Source organism: Microbacterium sp. A8/3-1 (assembly GCF_040267695.1).
In the GTDB taxonomy this organism is placed as follows: Bacteria; Actinomycetota; Actinomycetes; order Actinomycetales; family Microbacteriaceae; genus Microbacterium; species Microbacterium luteolum.
In genome coordinates, this window is sequence record NZ_CP158357.1 from 946,335 (window position 1) to 961,825 (window position 15,491).

At 69.3% G+C, this 15,491-nt stretch carries 14 protein-coding genes; 6 read left to right on the forward strand and 8 right to left on the reverse strand.

Translation table 11 applies throughout. From position 1 onward, the window contains the following. Nucleotides 1-4: 4 nt before the first annotated feature. A complete protein-coding gene (gene ftsY / locus ABS642_RS04755; RefSeq protein WP_350352435.1) occupies nt 5-877 on the reverse strand; it encodes a signal recognition particle-docking protein FtsY in 873 nt (290 codons plus the stop codon). Between the two features lie 28 nt (nt 878-905). Here ftsY and ABS642_RS04760 point away from each other — a divergent pair, with 28 nt between their 5' ends. After that, nucleotides 906-1,568 (forward strand): alpha/beta hydrolase, encoded by a 663-nt coding sequence (locus tag ABS642_RS04760; RefSeq protein ID WP_350352436.1) that lies wholly within the window; start codon nt 906-908, stop codon nt 1,566-1,568. A 98-nt stretch (nt 1,569-1,666) separates the two neighbouring features. Here ABS642_RS04760 and smc read toward each other — a convergent pair whose 3' ends face one another. Next, on the reverse strand, nt 1,667-5,212 hold the full coding sequence (smc, locus tag ABS642_RS04765) for a chromosome segregation protein SMC (RefSeq protein ID WP_350352437.1): 3,546 nt from the start codon (nt 5,210-5,212) through the stop codon (nt 1,667-1,669). A gap of 532 nt (nt 5,213-5,744) precedes the next feature. On the opposite strand from smc, the gene ABS642_RS04770 reads away from it, so the two are divergent. The 5 genes from ABS642_RS04770 (at nt 5,745) to ABS642_RS04790 (ending at nt 10,322) form a co-directional block, all read left to right on the forward strand. After that, nucleotides 5,745-6,026, forward strand: coding sequence for a hypothetical protein (locus ABS642_RS04770; RefSeq protein ID WP_282217290.1), 282 nt, complete (start codon nt 5,745-5,747; stop codon nt 6,024-6,026). Nucleotides 6,027-6,040: 14 nt separating this feature from the next. Beyond that, nucleotides 6,041-7,129 (forward strand): GNAT family N-acetyltransferase, encoded by a 1,089-nt coding sequence (locus ABS642_RS04775; protein ID WP_350352438.1) that lies wholly within the window; start codon nt 6,041-6,043, stop codon nt 7,127-7,129. Then, nucleotides 7,126-8,205, forward strand: coding sequence for a GNAT family N-acetyltransferase (locus ABS642_RS04780; RefSeq protein WP_350352439.1), 1,080 nt, complete (start codon nt 7,126-7,128; stop codon nt 8,203-8,205). The genes ABS642_RS04775 and ABS642_RS04780 overlap by 4 nt, the downstream gene beginning before the upstream one ends. Before the next feature lie 102 nt (nt 8,206-8,307). Beyond that, on the forward strand, nt 8,308-9,003 hold the full coding sequence (locus tag ABS642_RS04785) for an ABC transporter ATP-binding protein (protein WP_350352440.1): 696 nt from the start codon (nt 8,308-8,310) through the stop codon (nt 9,001-9,003). Then, nucleotides 9,000-10,322 (forward strand): FtsX-like permease family protein, encoded by a 1,323-nt coding sequence (locus ABS642_RS04790; protein WP_350352441.1) that lies wholly within the window; start codon nt 9,000-9,002, stop codon nt 10,320-10,322. The genes ABS642_RS04785 and ABS642_RS04790 overlap by 4 nt, the downstream gene beginning before the upstream one ends. A gap of 11 nt (nt 10,323-10,333) precedes the next feature. Here ABS642_RS04790 and mutM read toward each other — a convergent pair whose 3' ends face one another. The 6 genes from mutM to ABS642_RS04820 all read right to left on the reverse strand — a co-directional run bounded on the left by mutM (nt 10,334) and on the right by ABS642_RS04820 (nt 15,461). Beyond that, nucleotides 10,334-11,197 (reverse strand): bifunctional DNA-formamidopyrimidine glycosylase/DNA-(apurinic or apyrimidinic site) lyase, encoded by an 864-nt coding sequence (gene mutM, locus ABS642_RS04795; RefSeq protein WP_350352442.1) that lies wholly within the window; start codon nt 11,195-11,197, stop codon nt 10,334-10,336. Beyond that, entirely contained in the window at nt 11,190-11,882 is a 693-nt protein-coding gene (gene rnc / locus ABS642_RS04800; protein WP_350352443.1) for a ribonuclease III, read from the reverse strand. The genes mutM and rnc overlap by 8 nt, the downstream gene beginning before the upstream one ends. A gap of 14 nt (nt 11,883-11,896) precedes the next feature. Continuing rightward, the gene (gene rpmF / locus ABS642_RS04805) at nt 11,897-12,106 is read right to left on the reverse strand and encodes a 50S ribosomal protein L32 (RefSeq protein WP_282217297.1); all 210 of its coding nucleotides are present in this window, start codon (nt 12,104-12,106) and stop codon (nt 11,897-11,899) included. 2 nt (nt 12,107-12,108) lie between these two features. Next, nucleotides 12,109-12,603: a DUF177 domain-containing protein gene (locus ABS642_RS04810; protein ID WP_350352444.1), complete on the reverse strand. Its 495-nt coding sequence runs from the start codon at nt 12,601-12,603 to the stop codon at nt 12,109-12,111. Nucleotides 12,604-12,728: 125 nt separating this feature from the next. Then, entirely contained in the window at nt 12,729-13,226 is a 498-nt protein-coding gene (gene coaD, locus ABS642_RS04815) for a pantetheine-phosphate adenylyltransferase (protein WP_282217298.1), read from the reverse strand. A 60-nt stretch (nt 13,227-13,286) separates the two neighbouring features. Next, nucleotides 13,287-15,461, reverse strand: coding sequence for an ATP-dependent DNA helicase RecG (locus tag ABS642_RS04820; RefSeq protein ID WP_350352445.1), 2,175 nt, complete (start codon nt 15,459-15,461; stop codon nt 13,287-13,289). Nucleotides 15,462-15,491: the final 30 nt, after the last annotated feature.

Here is a 15,491-nt window from a genome sequence, read left to right on the forward strand (position 1 = left end):
GTCCTCAACCGACCAGCGACTGGACGAACACATGGGGGGTGAATCCGGTCAGATCGTCGATGCCCTCGCCCTGACCGAGGAGCTTCACGGGGATGCCGGTGCGCTCCTGGACGGCGAGCACGAAACCGCCCTTGGCCGACCCGTCGAGCTTCGTGAGGACGAGTCCCGTGACCCCGGCGTGCTCCAGGAACGACTCGGCCTGCATGACGCCGTTCTGCCCCGTCGTGGCGTCGAGGACGAGCAGCACCTCGCTGATCGGAGCCTGCTTCTCGATGACGCGGCGGATCTTGCCGAGCTCGTCCATGAGCCCGCCCTTGGTGTGCAGACGCCCCGCCGTGTCGATGATCGCGATCTCGATGCCTTCGCGCTTGGCGTAGTCGATGGTCTGGAAGGCCACGGATGCCGGATCCTGACCCTCCTGCTGCGGGCGCACGATCGCCGCTCCCCCGCGCTGCGCCCAGGTGGCCAGCTGATCGACCGCTGCGGCACGGAAGGTGTCCGCCGCGCCGACCACGACGCTGCGCTGGTATCCGCGGAGGAACTCCGTGAACTTGCCGATCGTGGTCGTCTTCCCGACGCCGTTGACGCCGACCACGAGCACCACTGCGGGACGCTCGGTGAGCTTGAGCGTGGTGTCGAACTTCGCGAAGTGCTCTTCGAGCGTCTCGCGCAGCATCCGCTGGAGATCCTGCGGGTCTGTGGTGCGGAAGCGTTCCACCTTCTCGCGGAGCTCCTCGACGACGCGCTCGCTGATGTCGGGACCGAAATCCGCCGTGATGAGCGCGGTCTCGAGGTCCTCCCAGGTCGTCTCGTCGATGGTGGGCTTGACGAACATGCCGCGCAGTGCGCGACCGAGAGACCAGGACTTCTCCGCCATGAGTCCAGCCTACGGGTAGCATCCGGGGATGGTTCGCGAACGCGTCTACGTGCACGGCGGGGGAAGACGCGGTGTCGATGCCTGGCCGCATGTCGAAGAGGGCGACGCGACGTTCGTCTCCTTCCCCGCGGGATCCTCGATCGACGATCAGGCCCACGCTCTCGCCGATGAACTCGGCGGCCGGCCGGTGCTGATCTTCGCGCATTCGATCGGCGCGGTTCCCGTCGCCCTCGCAGCGCCGCGGCTCGATATCGCCGGTCTCGTGCTCATCGAACCGGCGCTCTACGACCTCGCGCGCGGCGATACGGCGATCGAACGCCACATCGGCATCGTCACTGAGGGGCGTTCACGGGCATCCGCCGGGGACCTCCGCGGATTCTGGGCGATCCTGCGGCCGCTGATGTTCGGAGGCCCCTTCGACGAGGAGCGCTGGGGCGAGGAGCAGTCTCTCGCCCAACGGTGGGCGACCACCAACCTGCCCTGGGGGCACGGCGTGCGGGACCGGATGCTCGGCGGCGTGCCGACCTTGGTGGTGACCGGCGGCTGGAACGACGAGTACGAGGTGATCGCGCAGGTGCTCGCCGATCACGGGGCCACGCATCGCGTGCTGCCGGGTCACGAACATCGCCCGCACGACTCCGGCCGCTTCGTGCACGTCGTGGACGAGTTCGTGGCCGCACTCGCATCCTGAGCACGACTTCGGAGTTCACGCCCGAAACGCCGATGGCGCCCGGGCATCCGCGGGGTGTCGCCGCGAGTTCTCCGAAGCTGTGCTCGCGGCCGAGCGCCTCAGCTCGCCGCGGCCGCCCGGTCGCCGACGCGCTGGCCGACCACGGCGGACACGCCGTCCTGCCGCATCGAGACGCCGTAGAGCGCGTCTGCGATCTCCATCGTGCGCTTCTGATGCGTGATGATCAGCAGCTGAGAGCTCTCGCGCAGCTGCTCGAACACCGTCAGCAGGCGTCCGAGATTCGCATCGTCCAGTGCGGCCTCGACCTCGTCGAGGATGTAGAACGGGCTGGGCCGCGCCTTGAAGATCGCGACGAGGAGAGCGACGGCCGCGAGTGAGCGCTCGCCGCCCGAAAGCAGCGACAGCCGCTCGATCTTCTTGCCGACGGGTCGGACCGACACCTCGATCCCCGTGGTCAGCATGTTGTCGGGGTCGGTGAGGGAGATGCTCCCCGAACCGCCGGGGAACAGCAGCGGGAACACCTGGCCGAAGGCTTCCTTCGTGTCTTCGAACGCGCTCGCGAAGATCGTCTGCATCCGCTCGTCGAGGTCGCCGATGATCGTCAGCAGGTCCTGACGCGTCTGTGTGAGGTCCGCCAGCTGCTCGGTGAGGAACGCGTGACGCTGCTCCAGCGCGGCGAACTCCTCGAGCGCGAGCGGATTGACGCGCCCGAGCTGCGCCAGCTTGCGTTCGGCCTCGGCGAGACGGCGCTGTTGAATGCGCCGGTCGAAGGGGATGGCCGTGTCGTCGATGAGCTCATCCTCGGGCGGAGCCACACCCGGATCCCGAGGAACCAGCTGGTCAGGTCCATATTCCGCAATGAGAATATCTTCGTCGAGAGCGAGCTCGGACGACACTCTCTCCAACAGGCTGTTGAGGTGGAGCTTCTTCTCGTGTATCTGGAGCTCGAGCCCGTGCACGCTCTCGGTGAGACCGGCCAGGCGCTCCCGCAACGAGGTCTCCTGCGCACGCAGAGCCACGAGCTCTTCGTTCTGCGCGGAGCGCGCGGACTCCGCCTCGCCGAGCGCGATGCGCGCCTCGGTGACGGAACGATCGAGCGAGTCGAGGATGCGGGGCAGCTCTGCAGCGACGCCGGATGCCGCCTCGCGCTGCGCGCGACGGATGACGGCCCTGCGCGCCGCCTCTGCCGCGGCGTCGCGCTCGTGCTCGCGCTGGCGCTCGAGGCTCGACACCCGCGCCTGCGCCGCGCGCACCCGCTCCCGGAGCGTCTCGATCTCGAGTCGGGCGCGCACCTCGTCCTCGCGAGCGGCCTCGAGCGCTTCGAGCAGACCGTCGCGCGCGGTGGCGTCGAGCACCGGACGAGGCGCCGCGATCGCCGCATCCACCTCGTCCTTCGCTGCCTGTGCCTTGGCCTCGGCGTCGGCGACGGCCGCCTGCGCCTGCGCGAGTCCGGTCTCGAGCCGCTCGCACTCCGCCACGGCCGATTCGTGGCGCACGGTGATCCGGTTCACCTGCTCCGCGTGGCTCGCGAGCGCCGCGTCGTGCTCACGAAGAGCCCGCAGAGCATCCTTCGCCTGGCGACGAGTCGTCTCGACGGCCTCGTTCGCGTCCTCCCGCGCCTCGCGCAGCGAGTCGACGACGATCTGGATCTCGGTGAGACGCTCTCTCGCGGCGTCGCGCTCGGCCGCGAGCTCCAGGCGCGACCGCTCGCCTCCCGATCCGGTCCGCAGAGTCTGAGCCGTGACCACGTCGCCGCCGAGCGTGACGATGGTGGTCGTGGCGTCGCCGGCGGTGTCCAGGGCTGCGCGCGCTGCTCGCGCCGCATCGAGATCGGCGGCGATGAGCACGTGCGAGAGGATGCCCAGCACCCCGTCTGGCGCGGTGACGGTCTCGGTCGCCGGCGTGATCCCGTCGATCGCGGGCAGGTCGACGGTCGGACGCAGGGCATCGGCCACGACGAAGTCCACGACGCCACGACGTTGTTCGGCGGCCTCCGCGGCCGCCGCGAAGGCATCGGCTGACGAGTCGATCAGCACGCCTTCTGCGAGCGGACCGAGAACGGCCGCGATGGCCGCTTCGAAGCCGGACCGCACCTGCACCGCGTCGCCGACGAGTCCGCGAACACCGGCTCCGCCGGCCTTGACGATCTCCGCCGCACCACCGGACAGCGCGAGCGCGCTGCTCAGCGCCGCCGCCTTCGCCGTCAGCGAGTCGACCTCGCGCTCGGCGGCGTGGAGCCGCTCCCGCAGCGCCTCTCGCTCGGCCTCGGCCGTCGAGGATGCCCGTTGCGCACTGTCGTAGGCCGCCGCGTGCTCGACCGCCGTGCCCTCGGGTGCCTCGGCGTCGTCGATCGCCTCGAGCGCCTCCGTCGCCTCCCGGCGTCGCACGTTCGCGGCTTCCAGCGCGTTCTCCTGCCGAAGCACCGCACCGCGCACGGCTGCCAGTGCCGACGCCGCGGCATCCGCGGTGCCACGGAGCGTCGAGAGCCGCATGTCGTACTCCGAGACGAGAGCGCTCTGCTCGGCGATGTCCACGTCGAGCGTGTCCAACTCGGCACGGGCGTGCACGACCTCCCGGCTCGCCGCAGCGGCCGCGTCCTGCGCGTCACCGAGGCCTGCGGAGATCAGGTCGATCTCTTCCTTCGCCTCATCGATCGTGCTCTGGGTCACCGTCACCGCGGTGACGGCGGCGTCATCCTCCTCGGACCCCAGCAGGGCGAGCCGCTGATTCGCCAGCGTGTACAGGCCGCGCATCCGCTCCTGGACCTGCTCGAGTCCGAATGCCACACCCCTGGCCTGATCGACGGCAACGGAGTTCTGGTCCTGCTCGAGCCGGGCGATGCTCGCACGCACGGTCTCGGCCTGATCGGAGAGCACGAGCCGCTCGGTGTGGCGCTCGTGCTCGGTGCGCGTGTGATCGGCCAGCGCCGTGCGCAGCGCGACGACGTCATCCGCGAAGATGCGTGCTTTCGCGTCGCGGACGACCGCGGCGATGGTCTGCGCCTCGCGAGCGATCTCCGCCTGCCGACCGAGCGGCTTGAGCTGACGCCGGATCTCGCCGGCGAGATCGCTGAGGCGCGTGAGGTTCGCCTCCATGGCATCGAGCTTGCGGAGCGTCTTCTCCTTGCGTCGGCGATGCTTCAGGATGCCGGCGGCTTCCTCGATGAATCCGCGACGATCCTCCGGCGATGCCTGCAGCACGGTGTCGAGGCGGCCCTGGCCGACGATGACGTGCATCTCGCGTCCGAGACCCGAGTCGCTCAGCAGCTCCTGCACATCGAGCAGCCGGCAGCTCTCGCCGTTGATCGCGTACTCGCTCGATCCGCTGCGGAAGAGCGTTCGACTGATCGTGACCTCGGCGTACTCGATCGGGAGCGCACCGTCGGCGTTGTCGATCGTGAGCTGCACCTCCGCCCGCCCGAGCGGCCCGCGGGTCGAGGTGCCGGCGAAGATGACGTCCTCCATCTTCCCGCCACGGAGCGTCTTGGCGCCCTGCTCCCCCATGACCCACGCGAGCGCATCGACGACGTTCGACTTGCCCGATCCGTTCGGGCCGACGATGCAGGTGACGCCGGGCTCGAACACGAAACTGGTCGGCTGGGCGAACGACTTGAACCCTTTGAGCGTCAGGCTCTTCAGATGCATGCGAGCACCGCTCGTCCGGGGAGATTCACGCCGCCACGCTACCGGAATCGCGCCGATCCGCTGTCATCCCGCGCGGGCGGGCGATGAACCCGCGCCGGCGGCGACACGCCGGAAGAACACGGATGTGCTTGACGACCTCGGCGATCCTTCGCTACCGTGTCCTCCGGATCGCCACACGAAAGGAGGTTACCGATGATGTTCATTCAGCTCAACGCACAGGCCACAGGCCTCACCGCGCCAGCGCACTCTGCGCCGCGCTCTGCGTACTCGGTAACCGCCGGCGTCCGCTCCAGCGCGCTCGCATAGAACCGCAGCCCGAGAATTCCGGCCCGTATTGGGCTCACCTCTCGCCGGTTCACCCGCGCCCCACCCTCTGATCTGCGTGCAGATCACGGACTCCCCGCCACCCTCGGCATCCGCTTCTCGCGGCGCCTGAGGCGTCGCATCCTTCCGCGCCGTCCCCGACTGCCATGGCCGTCTCGTGACGACGTTTCCACACCCATCTCCCGTCATTCATCTCGAAGGAACAATCGTGAACACGACGCTGCATCGCGGCATCACCCACCCGCCCGATACCGAGGACCAGCAGGTCCTCCAGATCCCCCGTCCCGACGAACTGCGCAGCCTCGCGCTCGCTGATCGTCTCTCCCTCCGGATCGGCCTCTGGCTGCTTCAGAGGGCGCAGCGTCCCCGGCGCGAACGCCGGAAGCTGCACTTCCCGCCCACTGATTCCCTGATCCTCGGTGAGCGCGACCGCTCCGCCGCGGAGACCTACGCGCTGCTCACCTACGACCTGCAGCGCAGCATGCGCTGATCGGAGATCACCTCATGGACATCCCCCTCACCGCAGGCGCGACCCTGCGTCCGCTCGTGCTCCCGGCGCGAGCGGACGCAGCGGACGCGGGCGAGTTCCGCGAACTCGCCCGCGTCCGCAACCTCGTCTACCGCGAGATCACCGGCCGTGACGAAGACGACCTGACGCCGGAAGCGCTGCTGCCGATCCTGCGGTCCCGGAAGGAGCGCACCACCGTCGTCTGGGCGGTGCGCATCGGCGAGGAGATCGTCGGACGGGCCATCGTGAACATCCCGCATGAGGAGGGATCACGCGTCGCGATCGTGAGCATCGAGCTGCGGCCGCACGTGTGGGGTCGCGGGATCGGCAGCGCGGTGCTCCCGCACCTGGAGGACGTCGCCCGCCAGCACGGGCGTTCCGTGCTGCAGGAATGGCTCGAGCAGCAGCCGAGCGACGGTCCGCGGATCGAAGCCCAGACCGGCTTCGGGAGCGTTCCGGACGACCATGTCTCCCGGTTCCTCCTGCGGCACGGCTACCAGCTCGAGCAGGTCTATCGCGTGAGCCATCTGACGCTCTCCCCGGAGACGATCCAGCACGCACGAGAGCTCCTCGCCGACGCGCGCGCCTCGTCCACCGACTACCGGGTGGTGCACTGGATGCTCCCGACGCCTGCCGACCGTGCCGAGGGGTATGCGTGGATGAAGTCGCGCATGTCCACCGATGCCCCCTCCGCCGGGATCGAGACCGACGAGGAGACGTGGGACGTCGCTCGTCTGCAGGAGGGCGAGCGACGTCTCGCCGAGATGGGCCGAACCGTGCTGGTCACCGCCGCGGAGCACATCGCCACGGGCGAGCTCAGCGCGTTCACCGAGCTCGCGATCGGTCCGGACCATGACGCGGTGACCCATCAGGAGGACACGCTCGTCCTCCGCGAGCACCGCGGCCACCGTCTCGGACAGCTGGTGAAGTGCGCCGCACTGCTCGAGTGGCTCGACATCGCGCCGCGATCGCCCCGCGTGATCACCTACAACGCCGAGGAGAACCGGCCGATGCTCTCCATCAACGAGGCCATGGGCTTCACTCCCACCGCCTACGAGGGCGCCTGGAAGAAGGAACTGACATGAACACGATCGTGCTGACGATCACCCCGCTCATCGCGCCACGCTCGCTGGACGACGCCGACGCCGCGGACTTCCTCGCGTACGGCGAGCTCAACCGGCTCATCTGCGACGAAGCCGTCGGCCTGCCCGACCTCGCACCGGATGCCGCGCAGATGCTGCCCGCCTGGCACGACAGCACCGACACGCTGCAGACGGGATTCGTCGCGCGTTCGGACGACAGGATCCTCGGCATGGTGACGGTGGCGTTCGCCCAGGAGGCCGAGGCGCACGCCGCGGAGATCGACCTGCTCGTCCCGGCCGAGCACTGGGGCCACGGTGTCGAGGATGCTCTGCTCGCTCGCGCGGAGGATGAGGCGCGAGCACGGGGGCGCAGCGTGCTGCAGGTCTGGTCGCTGCACCGGCCGGAAGAGACCGAGCGCATGCTGGTGCCCCGAACCGGCTGGGGCCGGGTGCCCGCGATCCCGCTCAGCGATCTGCTGGAAGCGCGCGGATTCGAGCTCGAGCAGGTCGAACGCAACAGCGAGTTCGACCTGCGCGCCGACTCCGAGCCGTTGCGCCGGGCCCTCGCAGAGGCGCGATCCGTCGCCGGCGCCGACTACCGGCTCGTCGAATGGATGCTGCCCACTCCGCCGGAGCTCCGAGACGGCTTCGCCGCCGTGCTCGCCCGGCTGTCGACAGACGCCCCGAGCGGCGAGATGGACTTCGTCGCCGAGGAATGGGATGCCGATCGGCTGATCCGTCGCGAGGAGCAGCTCACCAGCGCGGGCCAGGCGATGTCCGTCGCCGCCGTCCAGCATGTGCCGACCGGAGAGCTGGTCGCTTACAACGAGCTGCTGATCGGTGCCGACCGCGGAGGCGTCACGCACCAGTTCGGGACCCTCGTCTCGCGCGAGCATCGCGGCCACCGGCTGGGAATGATCGTCAAGTGCGCCAACCTGCTCCGCTGGCGGGAGCGGATGCCGTCCTCGCCGGTCGTCTCCACCTTCAACGCGGAGGAGAACCGGCCGATGCTGAGCATCAACGAGGCGATCGGCTTCCTGCCTGTCTCCTATGCGGGAGCGTGGCAGAAGAAGATCTGACCTCGGATGCGGACCCGATCTCATTCTCCGGGATGACGTCGGGTCCGCATCCTCATCCGCCTGAGGGACGACGGCGGCGAGGCGGGCGACGAGGCTGGAAGCATGAACATCCCCGTGATCGAAGCCCACGCCCTCAGTAAGAACTTCGGTTCGACCCGTGCCCTCGCCGGTGTCGACCTCGCGATCCATCGCGGCGAGTCCGTCGCGATCATGGGCGCCTCCGGCTCGGGCAAGACGACGCTGCTGCACGTGCTGGCCGGCATCATCGCCCCGGATGCCGGGAGCGTGACGTTCCGCCCCGCCGAAGGGGCATCGGTGGAGGTGACCGCGCTGGGCGAGTCTGCCCGTTCCCGGCTCCGTCGCGAGCGGTTCGGCTTCGTCTTCCAGCAGGGTCTCCTGATCCCCGAGCTCACCGCCGTCGAGAACGTCGCGCTGGCCTCGATGATCAACGGGATCCGGCGGCAGGATGCCGTGCAGCATGCAGCCGCGTGGCTCGCGGCACTCGGTCTCGCCGGCATGGAGGAGCGCCGCATCGGCGAGCTGTCCGGAGGCCAGGCGCAGCGCGTGGCGATCGCTCGCGCTCAGGCGACCGGAGCGGAGCTGGTCTTCGCCGACGAGCCGACCGGAGCGCTGGACTCCCAGACATCCGCCGAGGTCATGGACGCGCTGCTCTGGTCGACGACCGGACAGGGACGCACACTCGTCGTCGTGACACACGATCCCGAGGTCGCCGCGCGGTGCACGCGCACGATCGCCGTGCGCGACGGACGCATCGTCTCCTCGGCGGTCGCCGCATGAACGCCAACGTGCTCGCCCTGCTGCTCCGCCCGGCACCCGGGCAGAACAGCGTCCTGGCTCTCCCCGTCGTGGCCTTCGGCGTCGTCACCACACTGGTGCTCACCGTGATCGGCGGCGCACAGTCGTTCTGGGGATGGACGGACGAGTTGGCGCCGGTGTACCAGGCCCTCGCCGCTATCGCCCTGGTGCTGCTCGTGGTGCCGCTCGTGTCGCTCGGCGGCGCAGCCGCGAGACTCTCCGCCCGTCGCCGCGATGAGCGCCTCTCCACCCTCCGACTTCTGGGCGTCTCCCCCGCCGGAGTCACCGTCGCGACGGTCGCCGAATCGGTCCTGGTCGCGGGTGCCGGAGCGCTCGTCGGCGTGCTCGGGCACCTGGCGATCAGTCCGCTGGTGGGCATGATCCCGTTCCGCGGAGAGCCGCTCGGCTTCGGCGCGGTCTTCCTGTCACCCCTGCACATCGTCGCCGTGTTCGGCGGAGTTCTCGTCCTCGCAGCGGGAAGCGCGATCATCGGGCTCCGCCGGGTCGTCATCTCCCCGCTGGGTGTCCGCATGCGCTCATCGGTGTCGAGCGTGCACTGGATCCGCGCGGTCATCGCCGCCGGCGCCGTCGCGATCGCGTTCGTCCTGATCAAGGTCTTCCCCTCGGTCGGCAGCCTCGTCGCGACGATCGCTGTGCTCGCCGGGGTGTTCGGCGCCGTGCTCGCGGTGCTGAACATCGTCGGTCCCTGGGTGCTCAAGGTCTCGGCATCCCGACAGCTCCGGCGCGCGGAGCAGCCGGAGCGCCTGCTCGCCGCCCGCATCGTCCTCGACTCCCCCAAGACGGCATGGCGTCAGGTGGGCGGCATCGCCATGGCCAGCTTCATGGCCGTGTTCGCCGGCACCGGCGTCGCGCTCCTGGACGTCATGGGCGGCGAGGGCGCGACAGCGTCGGACATCGCCCTCGCGGACGACATCCGCACCGGACTCGTGATCACGCTCATCGGCTCGTTCCTCATGGTGGCGGCTTCCGTCGGCGTCAATCAGGCGTCGGACGTGCTCGACCAGCGAGAGCTCCACCGCAGCCTGCATCATCTCGGCATGCCGCTCGAGACCGTCGATCGGGCGCGACGTCGGGCGATCATGTCGCCGCTGCTGGTGACGGCGATCGGATCGGCGCTGTGCGCGGCCGTCGTCGTGTTCCCGCTCGTGGGAATCGCCCTGATCACCGCCCCGCTGTCGCTCCTCACCATCGCTGCCGTGGTGGCCGTGGGAATCGGCGTCGTGTGGGCGAGCACCTGGGCCACCCGGCCACTGCTGACCGGGGCGTTCCAGGCGGCGTGACGGCGTCGCGATCAGCGGCGGCGCTGGCAGCGAGGGCAGTAGTGCGACGAACGGTTCATGAACGCCTCGCGGCGGATGGGCGTGCCGCAGCGCGGGCAGGGCTGTCCCCCGCGGCCGTAGGCGTTGAGGGAGTGCGCGAAGTACCCGGCCTGCCCGTTCACGTTGACGTACTGCGCGTCGAAACTCGTCCCGCCCTCGGCGAGTGCCTTGGCGAGGACAGCACGGACCTCGGCGAGGAGCCGCTGCACCGCCGGCGTGGACAGGCGGCTGGCCGGAGTCTCCGGGTGGATGCGCGCCGCCCAGAGCGCCTCGTCGGCATAGATGTTGCCGATCCCGCTGACCACGCTCTGGTCGAGGAGCACGCGTTTGATCGCGCTGTTCTTGCGTGCAAGGGCCTGCCGGAAGCGGTCGTCGTCGAACGCGTCGTCGATCGGGTCCCTGGCGATGTGACCGACCTGAGTCGGGATCAGAGAGGAGCCGTCATGGATCATCGTGTCGACCGCGAGGGATCCGAACGTCCGCTGGTCCGAGAAGACGATCGCCAGCTCGCCGTGCTGCGGATGCTCGAGATCGATCCGGACGCGCTCATGGCGCTCGGCAGCGGCATCCGGCGCGCGCAGCAGCATCTGACCGCTCATGCCGAGATGAGCGATCAGCGCGGACTCCGCGTCGTCGAGCGGGAGCCAGAGGAACTTCCCGCGGCGCGATGCCGCCGAGAACCGACGGCCCTCCAGGCGTGCGACGAAATCGGCGGCCCCGGCCGGATGCCGGGTCAAAGCCCGCTCGTCGAAGACGCTGACCCCGGTGATCAGGGATCCGATCGCCGCAGGTGCGAGACCTGCGCGGACGACCTCGACCTCGGGAAGCTCAGGCACGCTCGTTCAGCGTGCGCCAGGCGCTCAGCGCAGCCGCCATCTCGGCGGTCTTCTTGCTGCTCCCGGTGCCGGTCATACGGATGTCCCCGACCTCCACCGTCGCCGTGAAGCGTCGGTCATGATCGGGACCGCTGGCCTCGACCGAGTACTGCGGCGGCGTGGCCCCGGACCGTGCGGCGAGCTCCTGAAGACTGGTCTTCGGATCCATCGCGGCGCCGTAGCGCTCCGGGTCTGCCAGCAGCGGCTCGGTGAGACGCAGCACGAGCTCCGTCGCGGCCTCGGGTCCAGCCGACAGATAGGTCGCGCCGATGACGGCTTCCATGGTGTCGGCGAGGATCGAATCCTTGTCCCGACCACCGGTCTGTTCCTCGCCACGACCGAGCAGGAGGTGACTGCCCAGATCGATCCCGCGGGCGACCTCCGCCAGGGCGACGGTCGACACGACGCTTGCGCGCCGCTTGGCCAGCTCGCCCTCATCCAGGTCGGGATGCGTGGTGAACAGCATGACCGTGACGGCCTGCCCGAGCACCGAGTCGCCGAGGAACTCCAGACGCTCGTTGTGAGGGATGCCGCCGTGCTCGTACGCGTACGAGCGATGGGTGAGCGCCAACTCCAGAAGCTCCGCGTCGATGTCGACGCGGAGCTTGACTGGGAGAGGTCTCGTCCCCCCGGGGACCTCCGTCACGATGAGTTCGCGACTCAGACGTCGGCGACCTTGCGGCCCTTGTACTCGAGGAACAGCTCGGTGCCCTGCGAGTCCGTGACGACCTTCGCCTGGTGGGGACGGCTGTAGACGGTCTTGCCGTTCTCGATGGTCTTCACCAGGGCGATGGGAGCCGCCTTCCACTGCGCGCGGCGCGAGCGGGTGTTCGAACGGGAGACCTTACGCTTCGGGGGGTTACCAGCCATGACTAGCTCTCTTCTTTCTCGGCGGCGCGGCTCGATGCCTTGCCGTCTTGGTCTGTGATCTGCTGGAGCGCACTCCATCGAGGATCGATGGGAGCGGCCTGCTCCGTCCCGGTGCTCACGGTCAGCCTTTCGCCCGTCTGCGGGTCGAGACCCGGGCAATCCGGCTGACACACCGGCTGAAATGGAAGCGACAATACGGCCGCATCCCTGACGAGAGTTTCAAGATCCACGTGGTCGTCTTGAACCTCGAAGTCAGTTTCTTCCTCACCAGGATACGCGAAAAGCTCCTGGAACTCGACTTCGACAGGCTGAGTGATGTCGATGAGGCATCTTCCGCACACACCGGCGTACTCGGCCTCCGCTGTTCCGGAGACCAGAATGCCCTCGTGGACCGACTCGAGACGCACGTCGATGTCGAGGTCGGAACCCGCCTCGTACCTGACGATTCCCTCGCCCCAGGGTTCGGCGAGGCTCACCGTGAACTCGTGTTCACGCATCTCCCCCGGTCGTCGGACGATGTCGCGGACGGGAAGGACGAAAGGGCCGTTCAGTCGAGATCGCACCACGCCATGTTACCCGGCTCCGTCTGCGAGCGGGCCGGACAGGGCATCGGCAGCGGAGCTCAGATCCCGCGTGCGCCGGTGTCGAGGAACGCGGCGACGGCCGGGGGGACGAACGGCGTCACGTCTCCGCCGAGCGATGCCACCTGACGCACCAGCGAGCTCGACACCAGAGCATGCGACGGGTCGGGAAGCAGGAAGACCGTCTCGATGTCCGCCAGGTGCCGGTTGACGATGGCCATGGGCGATTCGTAGGCCACGTCGATCTGGGAGCGGATGCCCTTCACCAGCACGCCGGCTCCGACATCGCGGGCGTAGTCGACCAGGAGACCCATGCTCCAGGAACCGATCACGATGGTTCCCGCCATGCCGTCCTCGGCGATCGACCGCTCGAGGAGCGACAGCCGCTGCGCGATGGGCAGCATCGCCTCCTTGCCCGGGTTGTGGACGACGAGCACATGCAGCTCGTCGTACAGCTTCGCGGCACGACGGATCACGTCGAGGTGACCCAGGGTCGGCGGATCGAAGGAACCCGGGACGACGGCGATCCGGCTGCTCACTTCGACTCCATCCGTCGCTCAGTGCATCGCATACGTCCAGCCTAGGGCACGCGCATGTCGTCAGTTCTTCGCCAGCGCGGCACGGTCCTCGTCGCTCACTCGACGGCCGATGACCTCGCTCAGCCCCGGATGCCGGGCGAGTTCCGGGTCTTCCGCGAGGATCTGTTCCGCGACCTCGCGCGCTCGTGTGATGAGTCCCGCGTCCTTCACGACGCGCAGCAGCTTGAGCGACGAGCGGACCCCCGCCTGGGCGGCCCCGAGCACATCGCCCTCACCGCGCAGCTCGAGGTCGACCTCGGCCAGGGCGAATCCGTCGAGGGTCGCTGCGACCGCCTCGACGCGTTCACGGGCGACGGAACCCGATTCGGCCTCGGTGACCAGGAGGCAGAGCCCTGGCACTCCGCCTCGACCCACCCGACCGCGGAGCTGATGCAGCTGGGAGACGCCGAAGCGGTCGGCGTCGAGGACGATCATCGTCGAGGCGTTCGGAACGTCGACGCCGACCTCGATGACCGTGGTGGCCAGCAGCAGGTCGATCTCCCCCCGCGCGAAGGCCTGCATCACGGCATCCTTCTCATCAGAGGGTATCTTGCCGTGGAGCACGGCCCTGCGGAGTCCGCCCAGCTTCGGGTGCGTCGCGAGCGCCTCGTCGAGCTGCACCACCCCCCAGCGCGGCCCTGCAGCGCCCTCGGGTGCGAGCGCGGACTGCTCCCCCTGCTCGGCCGTCTTCTTGGCCGTGTCGATCGCGGCGCAGACGGCGAAGACCTGCCGGCCCTGCGCGATCTCTTCCGCCGCCCGATCCCAGACCCGGTTGAACCACCCGGGATGCTCGGCGAGCGGGGCGACGAAAGACTCGATGCCGGCGCGTCCGGCCGGCATCGTGCGGATGACCGAGGTGTCGAGATCGCCGAAGACCGTCATCGCCACGGTCCTCGGGATCGGCGTCGCCGTCAGCACGAGGGCGTGCGGGCTCGAGCCCTTCGCCCGCAGAGCCTCCCGCTGCTCGACGCCGAAGCGGTGCTGTTCGTCGACGACCACGAGGCCGAGGTCGGCGAAGGTCGTCTTCTCCCCCAGCAGCGCGTGCGTTCCGACGACGATGAGCGACTGCCCGGACGCGACGCGCAGCGCGGCCTTCCGGCGTTCCGCCGCCGGGAGCTGCCCCGTGAGCAGCGTCGGCATCACGAGTGGCGCGAGCTGCGGGCCGAGCATCTTCGCGATGGACCGCAGGTGCTGACCGGCGAGGACCTCGGTCGGGGCGATCAGCGCCGCCTGCCCGCCGCTCTCGGCGACCTGCAGCATGGCGCGCAGAGCGACCAGCGTCTTGCCGGAGCCGACTTCGCCCTGCACGAGGCGGTTCATCGGCCAGGCGCCCACCAGATCGTGAGCGACCTGCTCTCCCACCGTCTGCTGATCAGGCGTGAGAACGTAGGGCAGCGAGGCGTCGAAGCGCTCCAGCAGGCCGCCGGGCTGCGCGGGTCTCGCGGTCGCCGCGAGTGCACGCACCGCATCGCGCTGCTGGAGCAGGGCGGTCTGCAGTGTGAGCGCCTCGTGCATCCGCAGGGTGCGCACGGCGGGGTCGATGTCGTTCCGCGCGCGCGGCCGGTGGATGAGCTCGAGCGCTTCGCCGGCGGTGAGGAGCTCCTCCTCCGTGCGCACCGCTTCCGGAATCGGATCGGGGATGCCCGTCAGGTCGTCGAGCACGCGCGCGACGAACTTCGCGATCTGCCAGGTCTGCAGGGTCGACGTCGCCGGGTAGATCGGGATCAGCACCGCGGCACGCGCATCGGCCCGACGACGGGCTGCGTCCTCGTCGTCGAAGAGCTCGTACTCGGGATGAGCGAACTGCGTGACCTCGTTGAACATGCCGACCTTGCCGGAGAACACGCCCCGCCGCCCGACCGCGAGGTCTTTCGAACGCCACTCGGCCGCGTTGATGTTCTTGGCGAAGAATGTCAACGACATGCGCCCGATGCCGTCGCCGATCACGACATCGACCATCGCACCCGGACGGTTGCGCATGCGGCGGAAGCTCGAGGAGAGAACCTCGGCCACGATCGTGACGGTCTCTCCGATGGGGAGGTCGCGGATGGGGGTGAGCTCTCCCGGATCCGCATAGCGCCGCGGGTAGTGCGAGACCAGGTCTGCCACCGTCTGCATGCTGAACGCCCGGTTGAGCGTCTTCGCGGGGGCGGCGCCGAGGGCCTCCTCCAGCGAGGAATCGAGCGTGAGCGGCATGGTTCGAGTCTAGGGAACCCCGCGGACACC